The organism is Dysosmobacter welbionis (assembly GCF_005121165.3).
GTDB lineage: Bacteria > Bacillota > Clostridia > Oscillospirales > Oscillospiraceae > Oscillibacter > Oscillibacter welbionis.
Genome location: NZ_CP034413.3, coordinates 2,337,764 through 2,357,633, shown reverse-complemented (window position 1 = coordinate 2,357,633; position 19,870 = coordinate 2,337,764). Strand labels below are relative to the sequence as shown.

Genomic DNA, 19,870 nt, shown 5'->3' with positions numbered 1-19,870 from the left:
GTTGTGCTGTTGCCGCGGCCAGTCCCACCGGCCGCCGGGGATGCCTAATGTAGAAATTATACAACCTTTGCCGGTGCAATACAACAAAAATTTTGGCACATTCCCCGTTTTGGGCAGGAGAGCGAAAAAACAGCCGGAAATTTCGTCAAGTCGGCGAAAAACAGTTTCCCCCCGCCGGGCGGCGCCATGCAGGCACGCACGGCCGTCTCCAGCGCGGCTGCAAAGACGGCAGCCGGGCCGTCCGGCCACCGGAGCAGCTGTGGCGGCCCCTCATTTCTCTCCGCCGGCTGCATCTCTCCCGCCTGTTCAAATTTCCCCTCCATCCAAAGCTGAAGGGGTGTAGAAGTTCATGATGATCCGTGATATGAGTCCCTTCTCTCCTCGTCAAACGCACCAGGGTGGGCTTTTGTCCCCGCAGTCCGTTTCATCAGAGCGCCCATTTTTTCCAAAAGGGGTTGGAAATGCCACAGTTTGAAAAATTTTCTGCTTTCGGGGAAAAAACGCGCCGGACAGAATCCTGTCCGGCGCGTGCTGGAAGGAGCGGGTCTCTCAGGTGTTGTCCCGATTGATGGGTTCCCGCACCAGCAGCCGGCGAAGCGCCTTGCCGTTGAAGGGGATCAGGGGATAGAGATACCCGTGGCCCACCAGGGGTTTTGTGGTGGCCAGCAGGACTAGGATGCCCACGAACCCCAGGCAGAATCCCCAGACGTCGAAGGCCGCTGTCAGCAGCAGCAGCGCCACCCGCAGCAGCTTGAAGGCGTACCCCAGCTCATAGCTGGGCTGGGCGAAGCCCGCCACGGAGACGAATGCCATATACACCAGTACTTCCGGCCCCAGCCATCCGGCCTGCACGGCAAAATCACCCAGGATCAAGGCCCCCAGCATGGAGAAGGAGTTGGACAGCGTATCCGGCGTGTTCAGGGACGCCAGCTTCAGCACGTCGATCAGGAATTCCACCACCAGCAGCTGGGACAGCAGAGACAGCGCCGCCGGCTCCGGGGAGGAGAGGAAATCCAGCCAGGACGGCAGGCGCCCCGGCGAGCTGACCATCAGGTACCAGGCAGGGGTAATCAGCAGGGAGATCAGGAACACCGTCACCCGCAGGACCCGCAGATACGTGCCCACCAGCGGGGGAAAATAGAAGTCATTGGCCTCCTGGGTAAAGTCAAAAAAGGTGGTGGGCAGGATCATCACCGCCGCAGAGTTGTCCACCATCAGGATGATGCTGCCCTCCATGACGCAGGCGGCGGCGGTGTCCGGCCGCTCAGTGTACCGCACCTTTGGGAAGGGGTTGTACCACTGCTTGGGGCGGATGGCCTCCGCCACGCTCTCCTGCGCCATGGTGAGGGAGTTGGCCTGGATGTTCTGGAGCTTGTGGCGCAGCTCGTCCAGCAGGGCGTGGTCCACCCGGTCATCCAGGTAGCACAGCGCCACGTCGCTGTGGGTCCGCTGGCCGACCTTCAGCCCCTCCATGGTCAGGTGGGGATCCCGGATGCGGCGGCGCAGCATGGCCATGTTGGGCACCACCGCCTCAATGAATCCGTCATGAGAGCCCCGGAGGACCTTGCCGTCCGGCGGCTCTCCCACGCTGCGGCTGGGATACTCCTTGGCGTCGATCAGCGCCGCGCCGGACAGCCCCTCCATCACCAGCAGGCTTTTGCCCATCAGCACGGAGGTGACGATGTCATCCCGGTCATAGCTGACGTTCACCTCCATAAAGGTCACATAGCGGTCCGCGAACTGCTGCATCTCCGTCAGGCCCTGCACCGCCTCCGGCTGGAGCGACAGCCAGAAGGCCCCCATCCGCTCCAGGATGGCGTCCCCGCCGAAGCCGTCGATGACCCAGAACCGGGCCCGCCGGCCGCCCACATACAGGTCCCGACATACCATGTCGCAGCTGCGGCCTGCCCCTAGCACGTCGTTGAACCATTGCACATTTTCCTCATAATTGGATGAAATCCGATTCATGCTCCACCTCCGTGATCCCCGCTAGTATGTGCCGCGGCGGCGCGGTGTATGCCCGACAGCGAACACAAAACGGAATATCATCCGTCAAAAATCCACATCATTTTCAAAAATCCGGCAGGAAAACAGCGCATCCAACGCCGGATGCGCTGTTTGTTCCGTTCTGTCTTACGGCTTGTTCTCCGACTCCTTGGAGGCGGCCTGCCGCTCCCTGCGCCTCCTCTTCCAGAGAAGGCGGCCCGCCACGGTGCCAACCGCCGCCAGAAGCAGCAGCCACACCCAGCCGTAGGCCAGGGCCACGGCCAGACTCTCCAGTGCGCCCACAAACCCCCGCCAGCCAGAAGCAAAGGCCGCGCCCATGCGGCTTGCAAAACTGGTAGCCGGCTCCTCCACATTGGAGAGCTGGTACACCTCCTGGAGGGAGAGATGGACAGTGGCGTAGTCCACCAGGGCGTCATACTGCCGCAGGGTGCCGGTGAGCCGCTCGATCTCCAGCTCCGTGTCGGAGATGGCGGATTCGATGGTGATAATGTCCTCCATATTCTCCGCCTGGGCCAGCAGGTTCTGCAGCCGCTCCAGCTTGGTCCTCTGAGTGGCCAGGCGGCTCTCCGCGTCGTAGTACGCCTCGCTGACGTTCTCGCTGGTCTGCTCCTGATAGGTGACGTGGCACAGTGTCCCCACCCGGTCCAGGAAAGGCTGGAACTGATCCGCGGGGATGCGCACTTTGTAGTCGCCGGAGCGATAGCCGCTGCCGTAGTCATGGACCGCCGCCTGCTCAAAATAGCCCCCAGGACCTCCACCAGCGTCCGCAGGTCCGCGTCGGCGGTGTCGAAGGCGGTGGTCTCCACCTCCATCCGGGCGGTGTAGATCATCTTGGCGTTTTCCAGACGGTCGGAGGCACCGTCCTCCGCCGTACCGCCGGAGTCCTCAGCCACTTCCGCCTCCGCCCAGGCGCCGTAGGAGCCGCCCGGGTCGTCCGCCCCATCCGTGGCGGCGCTGTTGGAGGCGGTGTCCGACACAGTCGTATCACCACCACCGCCGCAGCCGGACAGCAGACCCAGCAGCGCCAGCAGCGTCAGCAGCCACGCAAAGCCTCTTTTCATTCCAATACCCTCCTTTTCACGCCCCGCTTCCAAACCGGGGCCTCTGCCTATTCAGACGGAAAGGCGGGCCGTATGTTGCAGGAAAACAAAAAATTTTTCCAGCCTCTTTTTGCGCCCGGGAACTTCTCTGCCAAAGGTTGCCTTTTTCTTTTAAAGGGAGTACAATCAAGGCAGCCTTCCGCGGCGTGCCGCGGTTTTCGGAAAACAATTCGGAGGGGAAAATCTATGACATATCAGGAAGTTCTGGAACAAGCGCGGGGCGCTATGGGCCCCTACTGCAAGGCCTGTCCCGTGTGCAACGGCTTGGCCTGCAGGAACACCGTCCCCGGCCCCGGCGCCAAGGGCATCGGGACCGGCTTCATCCGTAACTATCAGAAGTGGCAGGAGCTGTGCGTCAACATGGACACCATCTGCGAGAACAAGCCGGTGGACACCTCCTTCACCTTGTTCGGCCGCACGGTGGACCTGCCGGTCTTCGCTGCCCCGGTGGGCGCCATGACGCTCCACTACGGGGACAAGTACAACGATCTGGCCTATAACGACATCCTGGTGGCCGCCTGTGCTGAAGCGGGCATCGCCGCCTTCACCGGCGACGGCACGGACCCTGCGGTCATGGAGGGCGCTGCGGCGGCCATCGCCAAGAACGGCGGCTGCGGCGTGCCCACCGTCAAGCCCTGGAACCTGGAGACCATCCGGCAGAAGATGGACCTGGTGAAGGCCGCAGATCCCTTTGCCATCGCCATGGACATCGACGCGGCGGGCCTGCCCTTCCTGAAGAACATGACGCCCCCCGCCGGCAGCAAGACTGTGGAGGAGCTGCGCGAGATCGTTGCCATGGCGGAGAAGCCCTTCATCGTCAAGGGCATCATGACCGTGGCCGGGGCCAAGAAAGCTCTGGAGGCCGGGGCCAAGGGCATCGTGGTGTCCAACCACGGCGGCCGGGTGCTGGATCAGTGCCCCTCTACCGCAGAGGTGCTGCCCGCCATCGTGGACGCTGTGGGCGGCCGGATGACCATTCTGGTGGACGGCGGCATCCGCACCGGCATGGACGTGTTCAAGGCCCTGGCCCTGGGCGCGGACGCGGTGCTGATCGGCCGGCCCTTCGTCACCATGGTGTACGGTGCCGGTGCCGAGGGCGTCAAGACCTATGTGGAAAAGCTGAAGGCCGAGCTGGCCGACACCATGGCTATGTGCGGCGCCCACTCCCTGGCGGACATCAGCCGCTCCATGCTGTACGGGTTCTGAGCTCTGCTCCCGCTTCAAATCACAGCGCCGCCCCGCGGATGCGGGGCGGCGCTTCGCTGTTCTCTTATTCCAGGTCCGCCAGGCAGGCACGCTGCCAGCGGTCCACCACCGCCAGCTGCTCCGGCGTGTGGAACCAGTGCTCTCCGGCCTCCTCCACAGTCAGGCGGCAGCCATTCCGGGCGGCAAAGGCCTCCACGGTCTCCCGGTCCGTCAGATGGTCCCGGGCGCCGTACAGGATGGCCGTGGGCGTCCGCCACCGGCGGGCAGGGTGGGTCCGGACGTATCGCAGATATTCCCAGGAGAGGGTCTGGCCGAACGTTGTGGGGATGCGCCCCTCCCGGGCCAGCCGCTCCTCACTGACACCGGCCCAGCCCATCATTTTGCGGATCAGGGCCTCCATGTCCACCACCGGAGAGAGGAACAGCGCCCCCGCCAGGGGCGCGTCCGGATATGCCAGCAGGCCGAACCAGGCCCCCAGGCTGGAGCCGAAGAGCCCCACCCGGTCCCATCTGCCCCGCAGCTCCGCCAGGGCGCACCGCAGCTCCGGCACCACCTGCCAGGGGACCAGAGCCGCGGCCTCTGACTCCCGGTCCCCGTGGCCGGGCAGATCCACGCTGACGGTCTGCCACCCGGCGTCCGCCGCCGCGGCGGCAAAGAACGCAGCCTCCGCCTTGCTTCCGCCCTGGCCGTGGAGGTAGAGGATCCCCCGCCGGCTGGGCCGCCCCCAGCGGAGGGCCGGCATCCCGCCCAGGGAAAACGGCTCCGCCCGCATCTTAAAACACGCACTGGGCGGAGAAGCAGACGCCCTCCGGGCCCAGGCCCTCCATCAGATACTCGCCGCCCTTGCGGCAGCCCACCATCCGCAGCTCCTGGCCCAGGGTGGCTTCCTTGCTGTAATTGATGAAGAACTCCCGGGGCACCTTTTCCTGCAGGTCGGCGGGCAGGTAGTCCCAGACGAAGTCACCGTAGTTGCCGCTGTACACATGGCCGTTACCGTCCAGGTCGGACCAGACCACCTTCCGGGCGCCCAGATCCTCAACCCCCTCCCGGGGCAGCAGGATCTTCCGGGGCTCCGGAGCGTCGATGGCCTTGGGGCAGGTGCCCAGCTTCTTGGCTGTGAAGGTGCCGGGCCGCATGATGCGCCGGGTCTGCGGGTCCACCAGAATCCAGTCGCTGCGGATGGACACCAGAAGTCCCTCCCTGTCCGTGATCTCATACACCCGCTGCATGTGGGCGGCCTTGACGCCGTCCTCCCAGGTGGTGACGTCCACCACCTGCAGCGCCCTGGGGCAGCGATGGATCCGCAGGGCGATGCGGGAGAGCAGGAACACCTCCCGCATCTCATAGAGCTTCTCATAGGTCAGACCCCGGGCGTCGTAGTCCGCCCCGGCCACGGCGGCGGCGATGCTCAACAGCGTGCTCACCCGGGCCCGCTGGTACCGGTCGCAGTCCGCGAAGATCAGCTGCTTCTGGCGCAGATAGCTGTTCTCCTGAAGGACTTCCCTCAAATCGCTCATACTTGCTCTTCTCCTTCCGGCGGGCCGTCCGCCCTTCCTGTAAGACATTCCAAAAAAGTATACCACGATTTTCCCTTTTTCACAAGCGCCGGTAGTTGACTTTTCTGCGGCGGATGTTATGATGAAGGTATCCAAATCGATCAAAGGAGGGTTTTCCCATGAAAACCGTGATTTCCACCCCCAACGCTCCGGGCGCCATCGGCCCTTACTCCCAGGGCTACGCCTTCGGCGACCTGGTCATCACCTCCGGCCAGATTCCCGTGGACCCCGCCACCGGCGCTATCCCCGAGGGCATCGCCGCACAGGCGGAGCAGAGCTGCAAGAACGTGGGCGCCATTCTGGAGGCCGCCGGCGTCACTCTAGAGAGCGTGGTGAAGACCACCTGTTTCCTGGCGGACATGGGCGACTTCGCCGCCTTCAACGAGGTGTACGCCAAGTATTTCACCTCCAAGCCCGCCCGCAGCTGCGTGGCCGTGCGAGAGCTGCCCAAGGGCGTGCTCTGCGAGATCGAGGCCATCGCCGTCAAGTAAATCTGATTTCCAGCAAAGAGAGCCGGTCCCCAGAGGGGCCGGCTCTTCTGTTTGATGCCAGGGCGCGGGAAGCGGGCCGCCGGGCCTGCCGCCCGCAGCGCGCACGGTCTCACGCCTTCCGCAGGAAGATCACGCCCAGGGTGCCGGGGCCGCAGTGACAGAAGATGGTGCACCCCGCCTTGGCCTCGATGATCTCCTGGAACCGCCCGTCCTGACGCAGGACCTCCCGGGCGATGGAGGCCAGGTGGTCGTCCGGGCAGGTGTCCACCAGAAAGGCCCGGTGGGTGTCCAGGTCCGCGCGGTCCCGCAGCCGGTCCCGGACGTACTCCTCCACCACCTTCTCGATGGAGCCCCGGTACTTCTTCGTCACCGGCAGCTTGCCGTCCACTACGTCCAGGCAGGGGTGGAGCTTCAGCAGGCTGGCACCCAGGGCCGTGGCGGTGGAGCAGCGACCGCCCTTTTTCATGTAATCCAGCCGGTCCAGCACAAAGCTGGTCTCCACCCGGGGAATCATCTCCTCCAGCATCGCCAGGATCTCCGTCACAGACTTCCCGGCCTCCGCGGCCTCTGCGGCGGCCAGCACCAGCATCCCATGGCCCACCGTCAGGTTGGCGGAGTCCACCACATACACGCCGTCCACCTCCTCCGCCGCCAGGCGGGCGTTCTGGTGGCAGCTGGAAAAGCCCATGCCGATGTTCAGGTGGATGACCGCGTCATACTCCTCCATCAGACGGCGGAACAGCTCCTCATAGTCCGCCACATTGACGGCGTTGGTGGTGGTGATCTCGCCGCCGGCGTCCACATGGGCGGCGATGTCCCCGGTGCGGATGTCCACCCCGTCCTGGTACAGCTTCCCCGCCTTGATGATCCCCAGCGGGGTCACGGTGATATTGTATCGCTCCAGCAGCTCCCGCGGCAGGTCGCAGGTGGAGTCGGTGGTGATCTTAATCATACAGACAGCTCCTTTTGGTCGCATCCCCGGACGGCCGTCCGGGGTTGAGGTTGTTGGATGGTCGGCCCCCCCACGGGAGCGGTGCGCTGACGCTGCGGCTGCTGCGCCACCCCCCGCGGGGATCTGGTGCTCCGGGCGGCTGTCCCGCAGGAGGCCGGGCGTGGTCCCAGCCATGGCAGGCGCCCTCCCGCCGCTTTGCGGCCATTGTACCATAGTCTCTCCCAAAAAGCTAGTCCTATGGCGCACCGCGGCGCCGCCCGGAGGCGGCGCCGCGCTCTGTTCTTCCTTACAGCGTGACGACCGGCGATCCCGCCGCGTCGGCGGCATCGTGGGTCACCAGCAGTACCGGCCGATCCCCCGCCGTCTCCCGGATGCAGGCCAGGGCCAGGTCCCGGTTCTCCCGGTCCAGGCCGGTGAAGGGCTCGTCCAGCGCCAGCGCGTCAAAGGGCGCCAGCAGCGCCCGTGCCAGGGCCAGCCGCCGCTTCATGCCGCCGGAGAACTCCCGCACCGGCTGCGCGCCCGTGTCCGGCAGGCCCAGCCGGTCCAGCAGGGCCCGGGCCGCGGCGGGGTCATAAACCCGGCCCAGCACAAACCGGAGATTGCCCTCAGCGGAGAGGTGCTCCAGCAGCCGGTCCTCCTGGAACACGGCGGTGAGCCGCTTTCCCGCAAGCCCCTCCACCGTGCCGCTGTCCGGCCGCTCCAGCCCCAGCAGGATGCGCAGCAGGGTGGTCTTGCCGGTCCCGGAGGGCGCCATGACGGCCGTAATGCCGGGTCCCGCAGTAAAGGTCAAGTCCCGCAGCACCGTCCGGCCCCGAAGGATTTGCACAGGTGCTTCACCGCAATCTCCATCAGCTGCCCGCCTTTCTCACTGCGGCGTCCACCAGGCGGAGGAACAGCCGCTCGAATATCACCGATACCGTCACGATCACCGCCGTCCAGGCGAAGAGGTCTCCGGTCTGGAAGTACACCTTGGCGGTGTACAGCGCCTCGCCGATAGACCCGGCAGGCAGGCCGATGACCTCCGCCGCCGCGCCGGACTTCCAGCACAGGCCCAGCCCCAATGACACGGCGGAGCGGAAATAGGGCAGCACCGCCGGCAGGTAGATGCCCCGCAGCTGCCGGGAGACCGGCACCCGGAACACCCGGGCCATCTCCAGCAGCTGCCGGTCCGTGTGCCCGATGCCCTCCAGCACGTTCAGATACACCGGCGGGAACACCATCAGGGCGGAGATCAGCAAAGACAGGTTCTCCGACGAGAAGAAGATCAGCGCCAGGATGATGAAGGACACCACCGGCACCGCTTTCACCACCGCCACCAGGGGGCTCAACAGGTCCCGGACCCACTGGAAACGGGCCGCCAGCGGTGCCAGCACCGCCGCCAGCGCGCAGGCCAGGAGAAAGCCCCCCAGGATGCGGAGGGAGGAGAAGGCCACCGCCTGCCAGAAGGCCGCCGTGCCCGCCAGGGCCAGCAGCCGCCCCAGCGCCTGCACCGGAGAGGCCAGCAGCAGCATCCGCCCGCCGGTGGTAGCCGCCAGGGCCAGACTGGCCCCCTCCCACACCAGCAGCCAGAAGGCCGCCGCCCACAGCCGGACAGAGCCTGTTCGCCGCTTCATCTGCCTCCCCTTTCTCCTGGAAACCACCGCGCCCCGGGTGTTCCCGGGGCGCGGAAAATTTGTCAGCCGTTACGCGCCGTAATAGAAGTCGTCGTTGGGCATACCGCCGCCCACGGATTCTGCGTCCTGCTCCCACAGCACGCTCAGATAGCCGGACAGCATATCCATCATCTCCGTGCCGGTGACGCACACGATATTGCAGTAAGGCAGGGCCTTCTCCGCCACAGTAGCGTCCACGATGTCATAGCCGCCGATGAGCTCCGCCGCCTCGGCGGTGTTGGCGTTCACCCAGTCCACGCTGGCGCTGTACTGCTCCAGGAAGTTGCTGACCGCCGCCGGGTGCTCTTTCACGAAGTCTGCCCGGGCCACCACCACGCCGGTGAGCAGGGCGGAGCCGTTGTCCAGGGCGTCCCACTCCTCTGTCAGGTCCAGGGCCACCCGCAGGTCCGGCAGCTGGGTCTGGGCCACGGTGACGAAAGGCTGGGGCAGCATGGCGATGGTAGCCGCGCCGGATGCCAGGGATGCCACGCATTCGCTGTGCTCGCTCTTCCAGTCGATGGTGACGCCGGTGTCCGGGTCGATGCCGTTCTCCGTCAGCAGATACCGCAGGGCGTACTCCGGCGTGGAGCCCTTGCCGGAGGCCACGATAGTCCGGCCCGCCAGATCCCCCATGGACTGGACGGAATTGCCATTCTCCACAATATACAGCACGCCCAGGGTATTCACCGCCAGGGTGACGATGCCGCCGTCCGTCCGGTTATACAGCACGGAGGCCAGGTTGGCCGGCACGCAGGCGATGTCCAGCTCCCCCTGCATCAGCTTGGGGGACACCTCGTCGGCGGAGGCGGCCAGGGTGAACTCATAGGTGTTTCCGCCGCCAGCGGTCACCACATTCTCCTTATCCTCCAACGCTTCCTCCACAGGAGCATAATCGCTCATCAGCTTCACCATGCCCATGGCGGTGGGTCCCTTCAGGGCCGCCACCCGGACGTTGACGGACTCCTCCGCGGGCGTCTCGCCCTCCTTCCCGCCACAGGCGGCCAGGGTCAGGCACATAACCAGGGCCAGGCAGGCCGCCAGACTCTTCTTCATCCACTGTTTCATCTTCTGTTTCCTCACTTTCCTTGTTGCAGCGCATCCTCCGGCGCGTAAACGGTCTTGGCCGTGATCCCCGCCAGCCGGCCGATCTTGCCGGACAGGGCGGAGATGGCGTCCGCCGGTGCGTCCACCGCCACGCTGATGATGTTCACGCCCCGGGCGTGGTAGGGCACCCCCATCCGCCCGATGATATAGGGGGCGTACTGGTGCAGCAGCTCGTTCAGCGCCGGGACAGAGGCCGTGTCCCGGACGATGATCGCCAGCACGGCCACACGGGTCTCCACAGAGGATTCCTCCTTTTTCCAAAAAGTAAACCCCTCCGCCGCGCTGGCAGAGGGGGATTTTGACATGCGCCGTCCGCCCGGCACCGCCGGGCGCTTCCCCGTCTTGCGGCCGGGGCTGGCCCGTGCCGGTCAGAGCGACAGAATCCAAAATTGTCCGGTCCGCCGGTCAGAGCTTCTTCCCAGGGACAGGGAAATGATACCATGGAACGCTCCGCCCGTCAAGGGGCGGCTGTCTCCCGCCGCATGTAGAGAATCGGATAGGGATTTCCCTGTTCGTCCAGCTCCGACCGCTCAAAGACCTGGAACCCCATGTGCTCATAAAAGTCCCGGGCCTGGGGGTTCTGCTCGTTGACCGCCAGGGATTCGACCGCATACCGCTGGATTCCATGCTCCAGGAGCTGCCTTCCCAGCCCCTTCCCCCGCTCTTCCGGCGCCAGGAACAGCATTTCCAGCTTTCCGTCCTGGACTCCCATAAAGGCGGCGGGCGCGCCGTCGTCCCGTTCCGCTACCACCAGATGCGCCACTCCCATCAAAGCCTGGGGGACATACCGCTTGATCTCCGCGATCTCGTTCGCGGAGAGGAACAGATGCGTGGCCCGCACGGACGCCTCCCACACGTCCACCAGCTGTTCCACCAGCCGGGGCGTTCTCTCCTCTACTTCCCGAATCTTCATCGCGCTTTCCCTCCGTCAAAATTTCTCAGGCGCTTCTCCGGTCCTCAGCAGCGGCCGTAGACCTCCGTCAGCCGCCGGATGTCCACCGCCAGCCCGGCCGCGGCCGCGCCGGGGGCCATCCGCCAGCGCCAGTTGCCCTCCGCCACGCCGGGGACGTTGATCCGCCCCTCGCTGCCCAGGGCCAGGTAGTCCTGCATCTGGGCCACGAACAGCTCCGCCGTGCTGCCCATGCCGCACCGCAGCAGCGCCCGCCGGACATTCTCCCGGCCGGAGGCGCCCAGATACCGCTCCGCAAAGGCCCGCTCCGCTTCCCCCGCGTGGTCGTACCAGCCCAGGGCGGTGTCGTTGTCGTGGGTGCCGGTGTAGCAGACGCACCGGCGGCTGCCGTAGTTGTGGGGTAGATAGTCGTTGCCGGGGTCTGAAAAGGCGAATTCCAGCACCTTCATGCCCGGCAGGCCCGCCGCCTCCCGGAGCTGGTGGACCTCCGGCGTGAGAAGCCCCAGGTCCTCGGCAATGTAGGTGATGTGGGGGAACCAGCCGGTCAGGACCCGCAGCAGGTCCATGCCGGGGCCGGGTTCCCAGCGGCCCTCTCTGGCGGTCTCCGCCCCGGCGGGGACGGACCAGTACCGCTCAAAGGCCCGGAAGTGGTCGATGCGGATGGCGTCGAACAGGCGGGAGGCGCCCTCCACCCTTCTGATCCACCAGCCGAAGCCGTCCCGCTTCTGGGCCGCCCAGTCGTACAGGGGATTGCCCCACAGCTGGCCCTCCTCCGAGAAGTAGTCCGGCGGCACGCCCGCCACCCGGCTGGGCCGCCCCGTCTCGTCCAGCAGGAACTCCCTCCGCTCGCTCCACACGTCGGCGCTGTCCAGGGACACGTAGATGGGCAGATCCCCGATGATCCGCACCCCCAGGCCGTTGGCGTGGTCCTTCAGGGCCTTCCACTGGGAGAAGAACCAGAACTGCACCGCCTGGTGAAAAGCGATATCCTCCGCCAGCTCCTGCCGGGCGGCCGCCAGCGCCGCCGGGTCGCGGTTCAGGAGGTCCTTGTCCGGCCAGTCGAACCAGGCCGTCTGGCCGAAGCGGGCCTTGAGCGCCCGGTACAGGGCGTACTCCCCCAGCCAGGGATTGGCTGCGGCAAAGTCCCGCACGGACTGGGCCTCCGCTCCGCCCAGCCGGGAGAAGGCCCGCCGCAGCAGTGCCTCCCGGCTCTCATAGAGGGCGGCGTAGTCGATGGGCGCTCCCTCCGGCACCCGGGCGGCGGACAACTCCGCCTCCGTCAGCAGGCCCCGGTCCCGCAGGTCCTCCAGGTCGATGAGCAGCGGGTTCCCGGCGAAGGTGGACTCGCTGGTGTAGGGGGAGTTCCCCGCTCCGGTGGGCCCCACCGGCAGCACCTGCCACCACCTCTGCCCGGCGTTGTGGAGAAATTCGGCAAAGGCCCGGGCCTCCCGGCCCAGGGAGCCGATGCCGTAAGGCCCCGGCAGGGAGAACACCGGCAGCAGGATGCCAGCGGAACGCTCCATATCAGCCCCTCCTTTTTGTCAGATTCCGTTCTATTGTATGCAGCCGGGCGGCGGGTGTCAAGGGCGGCTGTCCCCCCGCTCCACTGGGAAGGGAATCTCCCGGAAGGCCGTCCGCCCCGGGTTGCCCTCCGCCAGCAGGCAGCGCCGCCGGGTCAGGTCGCAGGCCGCGGACCAGACGGTGTCCCGCCCCGCAGCCCGGTCATACTGGCAGAGAAAGCCCTTTCGCCCCGCCAGCAGGGCCTGGACGCCGGAAAGAGCCAGCGTCTCCCCCTCCCGCTCCAGCACCCGGCGCATCGTGTCGTACCGCTCCGCCGCCCGCCAGGAGTCCAGCCCCGGCGGCAGCGGGACCGCCAGATCCGAGTGAAAGAGATTCGCGGCGCAGACGAAGGGTCCCGCCGGGCCGGGACGCTCCACCCGCATCCCCTCCGGGCTGCACTCCGCCACAGCAATGTCCCCGGCGGCATCCGCCAGCGTCAGCGTCTGGCAGGAGGCCAGGGGCAGCGCCCGCAGGCGGTCCAGGGCCTCCGGCACGGCGGCGCAGGTCTCTGCCAGCAGCCGCAGAACCATGCCGGCGTTCAGACCCGGCCGGGGCCTGGGCGTGTAGACAGAGGTGAGCCCGATGGCCAGTCCCCGGGCGTTGACGGCGTCCTCCATCTGCACAAACGAGGTGGTGTTCCCTGTAAAGGGGATCGCCCTGTCGGAAAATCCGTATGTCACATGGGTGTAGTCCGGCTCCAGCGCCGTCAGAAAGTCGCTGTTCCGTCCGAAGAACACCCCGTTCCCGTTGGACACCGCCAGGCAGGAACAGCCGCAGGCGGGCGGCAGGGCGTAGGTGGTGAAGAGGACCGTCTCCAAGTCCTCCTGCCGGCAGTTCTGCCCCGCCGCCAGCCCCTCCAGCTCCTCCAGGGCGGCGGGGAAATGGCGCGCATACGCCGGGTGGCAGGCAGCCGCAAAGGCCCGCCGCTCCGCCTCCAGGGGAAAGGGCACATGGTCCAGCAGGCGCAGGCCGCGCTCCGCCAGCCGGGCGCCCCACTGAAAGCCCATCTCCCGGTGGGTGCCCCGCAAGGTCAAATGATTCATGTGTATTCGCTCCTTCCAGTTCTGTCAGGAGCCGCCGGCAGCTCTGCCCTTACCATAGAACAATAAAAAATTGTTGTCAAGCAGAGATTTTTTATTTGTTTTTTCAGGAGATTCAGGGGAAATTATTTTCTTTTTCCCATCCGCAACCCGTGGTTGACATCCGGGAAACCCGCCGGTGGTTGCGCTTTTTCCCGCTCTCTGGTATGGTGAGGGCAAAGGAGTTGATACCATGCGGGAGCAGCAGACCCTGGGCCGCCGCATCCAGGAGGCCCGAAAGGCCGCCGGCCTCTCTCAGGAATCCCTGGGGGAGCGGCTGGGCGTCAGCCGCCAGGCGGTGAGCAAGTGGGAGGCGGACGCCGCCGTGCCGGAACTGGAGAACCTGATCGCCATGAGCCGGATCTTTGGCGTCACCATCGGCGCCCTGCTGGGAGTAGAGCCGGAAGCGGCGGAGGACCGTTCCGAAAAAGATGCCCCGGAAGCCCCCGGTGAAGGCGTGGAGGGCACCGCCCCGGCGGGGGAGCTGACCGACCGGGAGCTGGCGGCAGTGGAGGCCATCGCAAAAAAATATCTTGACGCGGCCCAGGTCGTCCAGAACCCCAGGTGGAGCCGGAAGAAAAAAATCGCCGTAAGCGCCGGGATTTGCGGCGCGGCTTTGACGGCGGCGCTGGCTTTGGGCAGCGGCCTTTCCGCCCTTGGCAGCCGCCTGGATCAAGTCCAGTCTCAGGTGTACGGTATCGAGAGCAGCGTCAGCGGCCAGATTGGGGCACTTGCCGGGCAGATCCGGGATCTCCTGGATGAGGATTCCAATCTTTTTGCGGTTTCCCAGGCGCGGGTTACGGACTACGACCTGGCAGCGGGGACTGTGACCCTTCAGGTGTCGGCCCAGGCCAAAAGCTGGCAGGACAACACCACCGCCCTCTTCACCGCCCTTCTCTCGGACGGCCGGCAGTTTTCTGCGGAGGCCTCTGGGAAAAACGGAACCTTCACCGCTCAGAATTGGACCCTTCCCATGGATCAGGAAATCCTTCTCTCCGCATCCCTCACCACGGATGGCGTCACTGCCGCCGACCAGATGGAAACCTTGTACGACTGTCTGCCCGGAAATTTCCGGCTGGATGTGTGGGGTGGGTTCAGCCAAACCGACTGGGCCAACCAGTGGAGAGATTTCCAGAGCGATTCCTGGCCGCAGACCAGCAAGAAACTCACGCTGGGCGGGTTGTCCCTTTCCATCTCTCATGGAGGCAACACCCATTTCAGCCCCTCCCCGTCTCAGGTGGAGATCTGCTTCTACCGAAATCAGGAGACAGTCCCGGAATCGTCCGTCCCCGTTCCGGAGGCCTTGGAGCTGTGGGCAGAGGCCGGGTTTGTGGAAATGTATAACTGGACGGATTACACCTTCACCTGTGAACTCCTGCCCGGGGAAACCCTGACAGCCGCCGTCTGCATCACCGATGACCACGGCCAGACCACATGGACCATTCTGTGCGCTTACAGGCTCGACCAGAGCGGGAACGTCCAAACCCCGCAGGATCTGCCCGCCGACTGGCAGCCGGGGGATCTGCTTTGACGACGCATAACAGCGCCCCGGAGTTTTGATACTCCGGGGCACTGTTTCGTTCTCTCACTTCATCAGCTCATACATGACGGCCTTGATGGTGTGCATCCGGTTCTCCGCCTCGTCAAAGACGATGGAGGCCGGGGACTCGAACACCTCGTCGGTGACCTCCATGGTCTCCCGTCCGAACTTCTCGCCCATCTCTTTCCCCACCTTGGTCTTGTGGTCATGGTAGGCGGGCAGGCAGTGCATGAACCTGCACTGGGGCCCGGCGTTGTCCATCAGGGCCTTTGTCACCTGATAGGGCGCCAGGGCGGCAATGCGCTCCTGCCAGACCTCCATCGGCTCCCCCATGGAGACCCAAACGTCCGTGTACAGCACGTCGGCGTTCTTGACAGCTTCCATGGGGTCTTCAATGAACTCCAGCACCGCGCCGGTCTCGGCGGCGAGACGTAAGCAGGTATCGATCAGCTTCTGGTCCGGCATGTACGCCTTTGGGGCGCAGGCCACAAAGTGCATCCCCATCTTGGCGCAGCCCACCATCAGACTATTGCCCATATTGAACCGGGCGTCCCCCAGATACACCAGCTTGATGCCCTTGAGTCTCCCGAAGTGCTCCTGGATGGTCAGGAAGTCTGCCAGGATCTGGGTGGGGTGGAACTCATTGGTGAGGCCGTTGAACACCGGCACCTCAGCGTAGTTTGCCAGCTCCTCCACAATTTCCTGTCCGAAGCCCCGGTACTCGATGCCGTCGTACATCCGGCCCAGCACCCGGGCGGTGTCGGCGATGGACTCCTTCACACCGATTTGGCTGCCAGTGGGACCCAGGTAGGTGGAACCCATGCCTAAGTCCTGGCAGGCCACCTCAAAGGCACACCGGGTCCGGGTGGAGGTTTTTTCGAAGATCAGAGCCACGTTCTTCCCCTCCAGATACCGGTGGGGAATGCCGGCCTTCTTTTTGGCCTTCAGATCTGCTGCGGTGTCCAGGAACTGCTGGATCTCCGCCGGGGTAAAGTCCAGGAGCTTTAAAAAATGGGTGTGGTTTTCCATGGGTGTCTCCTCTCTGTCCCGCCATGGGCGCTTTTATCATTTAGTCCGGGAAAATTGTGTAAAATTCTCCGGTTATAGTTAGGGTTATAGTTAGGGTTATAGTTAGTGTTAGTGTTAGAGTTATAGCGGGTGTTCGTGTAAGTGCCGGAGTCACGGCGGGGCGCAGCAGGTCCCCGGCCGGAGCGAAAAAGACAGATTCAGGAGAGCGTCTTTTTCAGGATCTCCAGCCCCTGGTCCATCTCCTCTTGGGAGATCACAAGAGGCGGCAGCAGCCGCATACTCGGTCCGGCGGTCAGCACCAGCAGGCCGTTTTCGATCAGCTTGCTTGCGATCTCCTTATTGGTCCAGCCGTCCTTCACCTGGATGCCGATCATCAGCCCCATGCCCCGGGTGGCGCCGAAGCAGGGCAGGTCCAGCGCCTCGATCTGGTTACGCAGATACGTGCCCTTGGCCCGGACGTCCTCCAGAAACGCGTCCGTCAGCGTCTCCTGCACCACCAGACCGGCGGCAGCGCACACCGGATTGGCGCCGAAGGTGGTGGCGTGAGTGCCGGGGCCCAGCACGTCCCGGCATTTCTCATTGGCCAGAATGCCGCTCATGGGCAGTCCCCCGGCAATGCCCTTGGCGAAGGACGCCACGTCCGGCAAAATGCCGTACTGCTGGAAGGCGAAGAGGCTGCCCGTCCGCCCTACGCCGGTCTGGACCTCGTCCACCAGCAGCAGCCAGTCCTTCTCCGCGCACAGTCTGGCAACGGCCTTCACATAGTCACGGTCCAGGGGCAGCACGCCGCCCTCGCCCTGGACCAGCTCCATCATGACGGCACACACGTCGTCCCCCGCTGCGGCCTCCAGGGAGGCAAGGTCGTTGGCGTCGGCATACCGGAACCCCTCGGTGAAGGGGAAGAAATAGTTGTGGAACACGTCCTGGCCGGTGGCCGTCAGGGTGGTGATGGTGCGGCCGTGGAAGGAGTTGTTCAGAGTGACGATGGCGGCACGGCCCCTGCCGTACTTGTCGAAGCTGTACTTTCTCGCCAGCTTAATCATGCCCTCGTTGGCCTCGCCGCCGCCGTTGGCGAAGAATACGCTGCTCATGCCGGTCCGCTTGCAGAGGATCTCCGCCAGCCGGGCCGGTGGCTCAGTGTAGAACAGGTTGGAGGTGTGGCCGATCTTCCCCGCCTGCTTGGCGATGGCGTCCACCCAGGGCTGACAACCATAGCCCAGATCGCTGACGCCGATGCCGCTGGTGAAGTCGATGTAGGCGTTGCCCTCGGGGTCGTAGAGCGTGGCGCCCTGTCCATGGTCGATGGCCACCGGGAAGCGGCCGTAAGTGTTCATGATGTACTGCCCGGTCAGGGCCTTGATCTCTTGGCTGGTCATGGGATCAGTCCTCCTTTTTCAACATGGTGCCGATGCCCTCATCACTGAGGAGCTCAATGAGAATGGAATGGGGAATGCGTCCGTCCAGGATGTGGACCCGCTCCACGCCGCCGGCGATGGCGTCCACACAGCACTCCATCTTGGGGATCATGCCCCCGGAGATGATGCCCTGGGCCACCAGGCCCGGCACATCGTAGGTGTGGACCACGTGGATCAGCGTCTCCTCGTCCCTGGGATTGCGCAGCAGGCCCCGCACGTCCGTCAGCAGGATCAGCTTCTCCGCCCCCATGGCGGCTGCCAGCTTGGAGGCGGCGGTATCCGCGTTGATGTTGTAGGCGGTGTCCGCGTCCACGCCCTGGGCCACGGTGGACACCACGGGGATATAGCCGCTGAGCAGGGCGTTTTCCACCGGCTCCGGATTCACACCCGTGATCTTTCCCACCAGGCCGTACTTCTCGTCCAGCTGCTCCGCCTGGAACAGCTGCCCATCCATGCCGCACAGGCCGATGGCCTGGCCCCCCAGACGGTTCAGCTGGGCCACCAGATTCTTGTTGACCTTGCCGCAGAGGACGGACTGGACCACGTCCATGGTCTCGGCGTCGGTATAGCGCAGGCCGTCCACAAACCGGCTTTCGTGGCCGAGCTTCTTCAGCATCTCGCTGATCTCCGGCCCGCCGCCGTGGACCACCACCACCCGAATGCCAACCAGGGACAGCAGGATGATGTCGCACATGACAGCCCGGCGGAGTTCGTCGGACACCATGGCGTTGCCGCCGTACTTGACCACGATGGTCTTGCCGGTGAATTTCTGGATATAGGGCAGGGCTTCCACAAGCGTCCGCGCTTGCTGTGCGTGGGAGGACATCGTAACATCAACTCTTTTCTTGAAAATCGGCGGGATTCCGCCGGAGGGGGAGGAGGTGTCCCATGGGACGCGGGAATGGCAGCTATGATGACTGGACAGATGCACCCGCTACGGGGTGCGGATAGGCCGCCGGACAGCGGCCCATCTCCGCTCCCCGCAAGGGCACTATCGGGCATCCCGGTTTACGTCCGGTAATCCCCGTTGATCTTCACATACTCATAGGTGAGGTCGCACCCCCAGCAGGTGCAGCTGCTATCTCCCTCGCCCATGGTGATGGCAATGGTGACATCGTGCTCCGTCAGGACCCTCTTGGCCAGATCTTCATCAAAATCCAGCCCCCGGCCCTTAGCGCACACCTGGACGCTGCCCGCCTGACTCTGGAAGGCCACATCCACCTTGTCCGGATTGAAGTCCTCCCCGGAATAGCCCATGGCGCACAGCACCCGGCCCCAGTTGGCGTCCGCACCGAAGATGGCCGCCTTGGTGAGGGCGGAGCCGATCACGGATTTGGCGACGGTCTCAGCACTCTGCTCGCTCCCGGCTCCGGTGACGGTGCAGGTGATGAGGTGGGTAGCGCCCTCCCCGTCGGAGGCCATCTTTTTCGCCAGCTCCACACACAGGGCGCGCAGGGCCTCCACAAAGGCGTCGTAATCCGGCCCCTTCTCCGTGATGACAGGGTTCCCCGCCAAGCCGTTGGCCAGGACGCAGCACGTGTCGTTGGTGGAGGTGTCTCCGTCCACGCTGATGCGGTTGAAGCTGGCCTGAACGGTCTCCAGCAGGGCGGACTTGATCATCTCCGAGGAGATGGCGCAGTCGGTGGTCAGGAAGCACAGCATGGTGCCCATGTTGGGGTGGATCATGCCGGAACCCTTGGCGATGCCGCCCATCCGGACGGTCTTGCCGCCGATAACGGTCTCCACTGCCAGCTCCTTCTTGACGGTGTCCGTGGTCATGATGGCGTGGGCGGCCGCGTCGCTGCCCGCCGCCGTGTGGGCCGCCGCCGCGCACAGCTCCGGCATCCCCTGCTCGATGACCGCCACGTTCAGCGTCTGACCGATGACGCCGGTGGCGGCTACCACCACATCCTCCGGCCGGCAGCCCAGGGCCTTGCCTGCCGCCGCGCAGACCCGCTCCGCGTTTTCCTCTCCCATGGGGGCGCAGGCGTTGGCGTTGCCGCTGTTGATAACGGCAGCCCGGGCCTTTCCGTCCGCCAGATGGCGCTTGTCCACATGGATGTGGGCGGCCTTCACGGCGTTTTTCGTATACACGGCGGCGCAGGCGCAGTCCTCGTCGGACACGATCAGCGCCACGTCCTTTTTCCAGGCCGCGTGGGTCTTGACCCCCACGTGGATGCCCCCGGCCCGGAAGCCCTGGGCGGCGCACACGCCGCCGGTGATGAAGTTCAGCATCGTATCATCCTCTCTTCAACAGATAAGGGACATC

The 19,870-nt window shown here is 65.0% G+C and carries 18 protein-coding genes and 1 pseudogene; 3 read left to right on the top strand and 16 right to left on the bottom strand.

The genetic code is table 11. The features are described 5' to 3' along the window. Positions 1-549: 549 nt before the first annotated feature. Together EIO64_RS12410 and EIO64_RS12405 are read right to left on the bottom strand one after the other, a co-directional pair. Positions 550-1,968 (bottom strand): spore germination protein, encoded by a 1,419-nt coding sequence (locus EIO64_RS12410; RefSeq protein ID WP_021751395.1) that lies wholly within the window; start codon positions 1,966-1,968, stop codon positions 550-552. Between the two features lie 165 nt (positions 1,969-2,133). Continuing rightward, a pseudogene (locus EIO64_RS12405) lies at positions 2,134-2,694 on the bottom strand (DUF4349 domain-containing protein); the annotation flags it as partial. A gap of 599 nt (positions 2,695-3,293) precedes the next feature. On the opposite strand from EIO64_RS12405, the gene EIO64_RS12400 reads away from it, so the two are divergent. Beyond that, positions 3,294-4,313, top strand: coding sequence for an alpha-hydroxy-acid oxidizing protein (locus EIO64_RS12400; RefSeq protein ID WP_021749287.1), 1,020 nt, complete (start codon positions 3,294-3,296; stop codon positions 4,311-4,313). Between the two features lie 64 nt (positions 4,314-4,377). Here EIO64_RS12400 and EIO64_RS12395 read toward each other — a convergent pair whose 3' ends face one another. Together EIO64_RS12395 and EIO64_RS12390 are read right to left on the bottom strand one after the other, a co-directional pair. Further along, complete coding sequence (locus EIO64_RS12395; protein ID WP_136891436.1) at positions 4,378-5,085, bottom strand: alpha/beta hydrolase; 708 nt, start codon at positions 5,083-5,085, stop codon at positions 4,378-4,380. A gap of 1 nt (position 5,086) precedes the next feature. Then, positions 5,087-5,830 carry an acyl-[acyl-carrier-protein] thioesterase gene (locus EIO64_RS12390; RefSeq protein WP_025545641.1) on the bottom strand — a complete coding sequence of 248 codons (744 nt, stop codon included), beginning with the start codon at positions 5,828-5,830 and terminating at the stop codon, positions 5,087-5,089. Between the two features lie 158 nt (positions 5,831-5,988). Between EIO64_RS12390 and EIO64_RS12385 the strand changes: the two genes are divergently transcribed. Continuing rightward, positions 5,989-6,360: a RidA family protein gene (locus tag EIO64_RS12385; RefSeq protein ID WP_021749284.1), complete on the top strand. Its 372-nt coding sequence runs from the start codon at positions 5,989-5,991 to the stop codon at positions 6,358-6,360. Between the two features lie 109 nt (positions 6,361-6,469). On the opposite strand, the gene EIO64_RS12380 is transcribed toward EIO64_RS12385, so the two are convergent. The 8 genes from EIO64_RS12380 to EIO64_RS12345 form a co-directional block, all read right to left on the bottom strand. Continuing rightward, on the bottom strand, positions 6,470-7,312 hold the full coding sequence (locus EIO64_RS12380) for a DegV family protein (RefSeq protein ID WP_119310487.1): 843 nt from the start codon (positions 7,310-7,312) through the stop codon (positions 6,470-6,472). A 286-nt stretch (positions 7,313-7,598) separates the two neighbouring features. After that, positions 7,599-8,138, bottom strand: coding sequence for an ABC transporter ATP-binding protein (locus EIO64_RS12375; protein WP_249390670.1), 540 nt, complete (start codon positions 8,136-8,138; stop codon positions 7,599-7,601). Between the two features lie 22 nt (positions 8,139-8,160). Next, positions 8,161-8,925 carry an ABC transporter permease gene (locus EIO64_RS12370; RefSeq protein WP_136891435.1) on the bottom strand — a complete coding sequence of 255 codons (765 nt, stop codon included), beginning with the start codon at positions 8,923-8,925 and terminating at the stop codon, positions 8,161-8,163. Between the two features lie 69 nt (positions 8,926-8,994). Next, on the bottom strand, positions 8,995-10,029 hold the full coding sequence (locus EIO64_RS12365; protein ID WP_412239956.1) for an ABC transporter substrate-binding protein: 1,035 nt from the start codon (positions 10,027-10,029) through the stop codon (positions 8,995-8,997). 11 nt (positions 10,030-10,040) lie between these two features. Continuing rightward, positions 10,041-10,307: a TM1266 family iron-only hydrogenase system putative regulator gene (locus EIO64_RS12360; protein WP_025545700.1), complete on the bottom strand. Its 267-nt coding sequence runs from the start codon at positions 10,305-10,307 to the stop codon at positions 10,041-10,043. 218 nt (positions 10,308-10,525) lie between these two features. Then, positions 10,526-10,981: a GNAT family N-acetyltransferase gene (locus tag EIO64_RS12355; protein ID WP_136891434.1), complete on the bottom strand. Its 456-nt coding sequence runs from the start codon at positions 10,979-10,981 to the stop codon at positions 10,526-10,528. Between the two features lie 44 nt (positions 10,982-11,025). Continuing rightward, positions 11,026-12,501: a 4-alpha-glucanotransferase gene (malQ, locus tag EIO64_RS12350; protein WP_136891433.1), complete on the bottom strand. Its 1,476-nt coding sequence runs from the start codon at positions 12,499-12,501 to the stop codon at positions 11,026-11,028. Positions 12,502-12,558: 57 nt separating this feature from the next. Next, entirely contained in the window at positions 12,559-13,581 is a 1,023-nt protein-coding gene (locus EIO64_RS12345; protein ID WP_136891432.1) for a C45 family autoproteolytic acyltransferase/hydrolase, read from the bottom strand. A 229-nt stretch (positions 13,582-13,810) separates the two neighbouring features. On the opposite strand from EIO64_RS12345, the gene EIO64_RS12340 reads away from it, so the two are divergent. Then, positions 13,811-15,148 (top strand): helix-turn-helix domain-containing protein, encoded by a 1,338-nt coding sequence (locus EIO64_RS12340; protein WP_136891431.1) that lies wholly within the window; start codon positions 13,811-13,813, stop codon positions 15,146-15,148. A 54-nt stretch (positions 15,149-15,202) separates the two neighbouring features. Here the strand turns inward: EIO64_RS12340 and argF are convergent, their stop codons facing one another. From argF to argJ, 4 genes are all read right to left on the bottom strand, one after another. Continuing rightward, positions 15,203-16,186, bottom strand: coding sequence for an ornithine carbamoyltransferase (gene argF / locus EIO64_RS12335; RefSeq protein ID WP_136891430.1), 984 nt, complete (start codon positions 16,184-16,186; stop codon positions 15,203-15,205). Positions 16,187-16,383: 197 nt separating this feature from the next. Next, a complete protein-coding gene (locus tag EIO64_RS12330; protein ID WP_136891429.1) occupies positions 16,384-17,562 on the bottom strand; it encodes an aspartate aminotransferase family protein in 1,179 nt (392 codons plus the stop codon). Between the two features lie 4 nt (positions 17,563-17,566). After that, positions 17,567-18,427 (bottom strand): acetylglutamate kinase, encoded by an 861-nt coding sequence (gene argB / locus EIO64_RS12325; protein ID WP_021747910.1) that lies wholly within the window; start codon positions 18,425-18,427, stop codon positions 17,567-17,569. Between the two features lie 182 nt (positions 18,428-18,609). Beyond that, entirely contained in the window at positions 18,610-19,836 is a 1,227-nt protein-coding gene (gene argJ, locus EIO64_RS12320; protein ID WP_021747911.1) for a bifunctional glutamate N-acetyltransferase/amino-acid acetyltransferase ArgJ, read from the bottom strand. Positions 19,837-19,870: the final 34 nt, after the last annotated feature.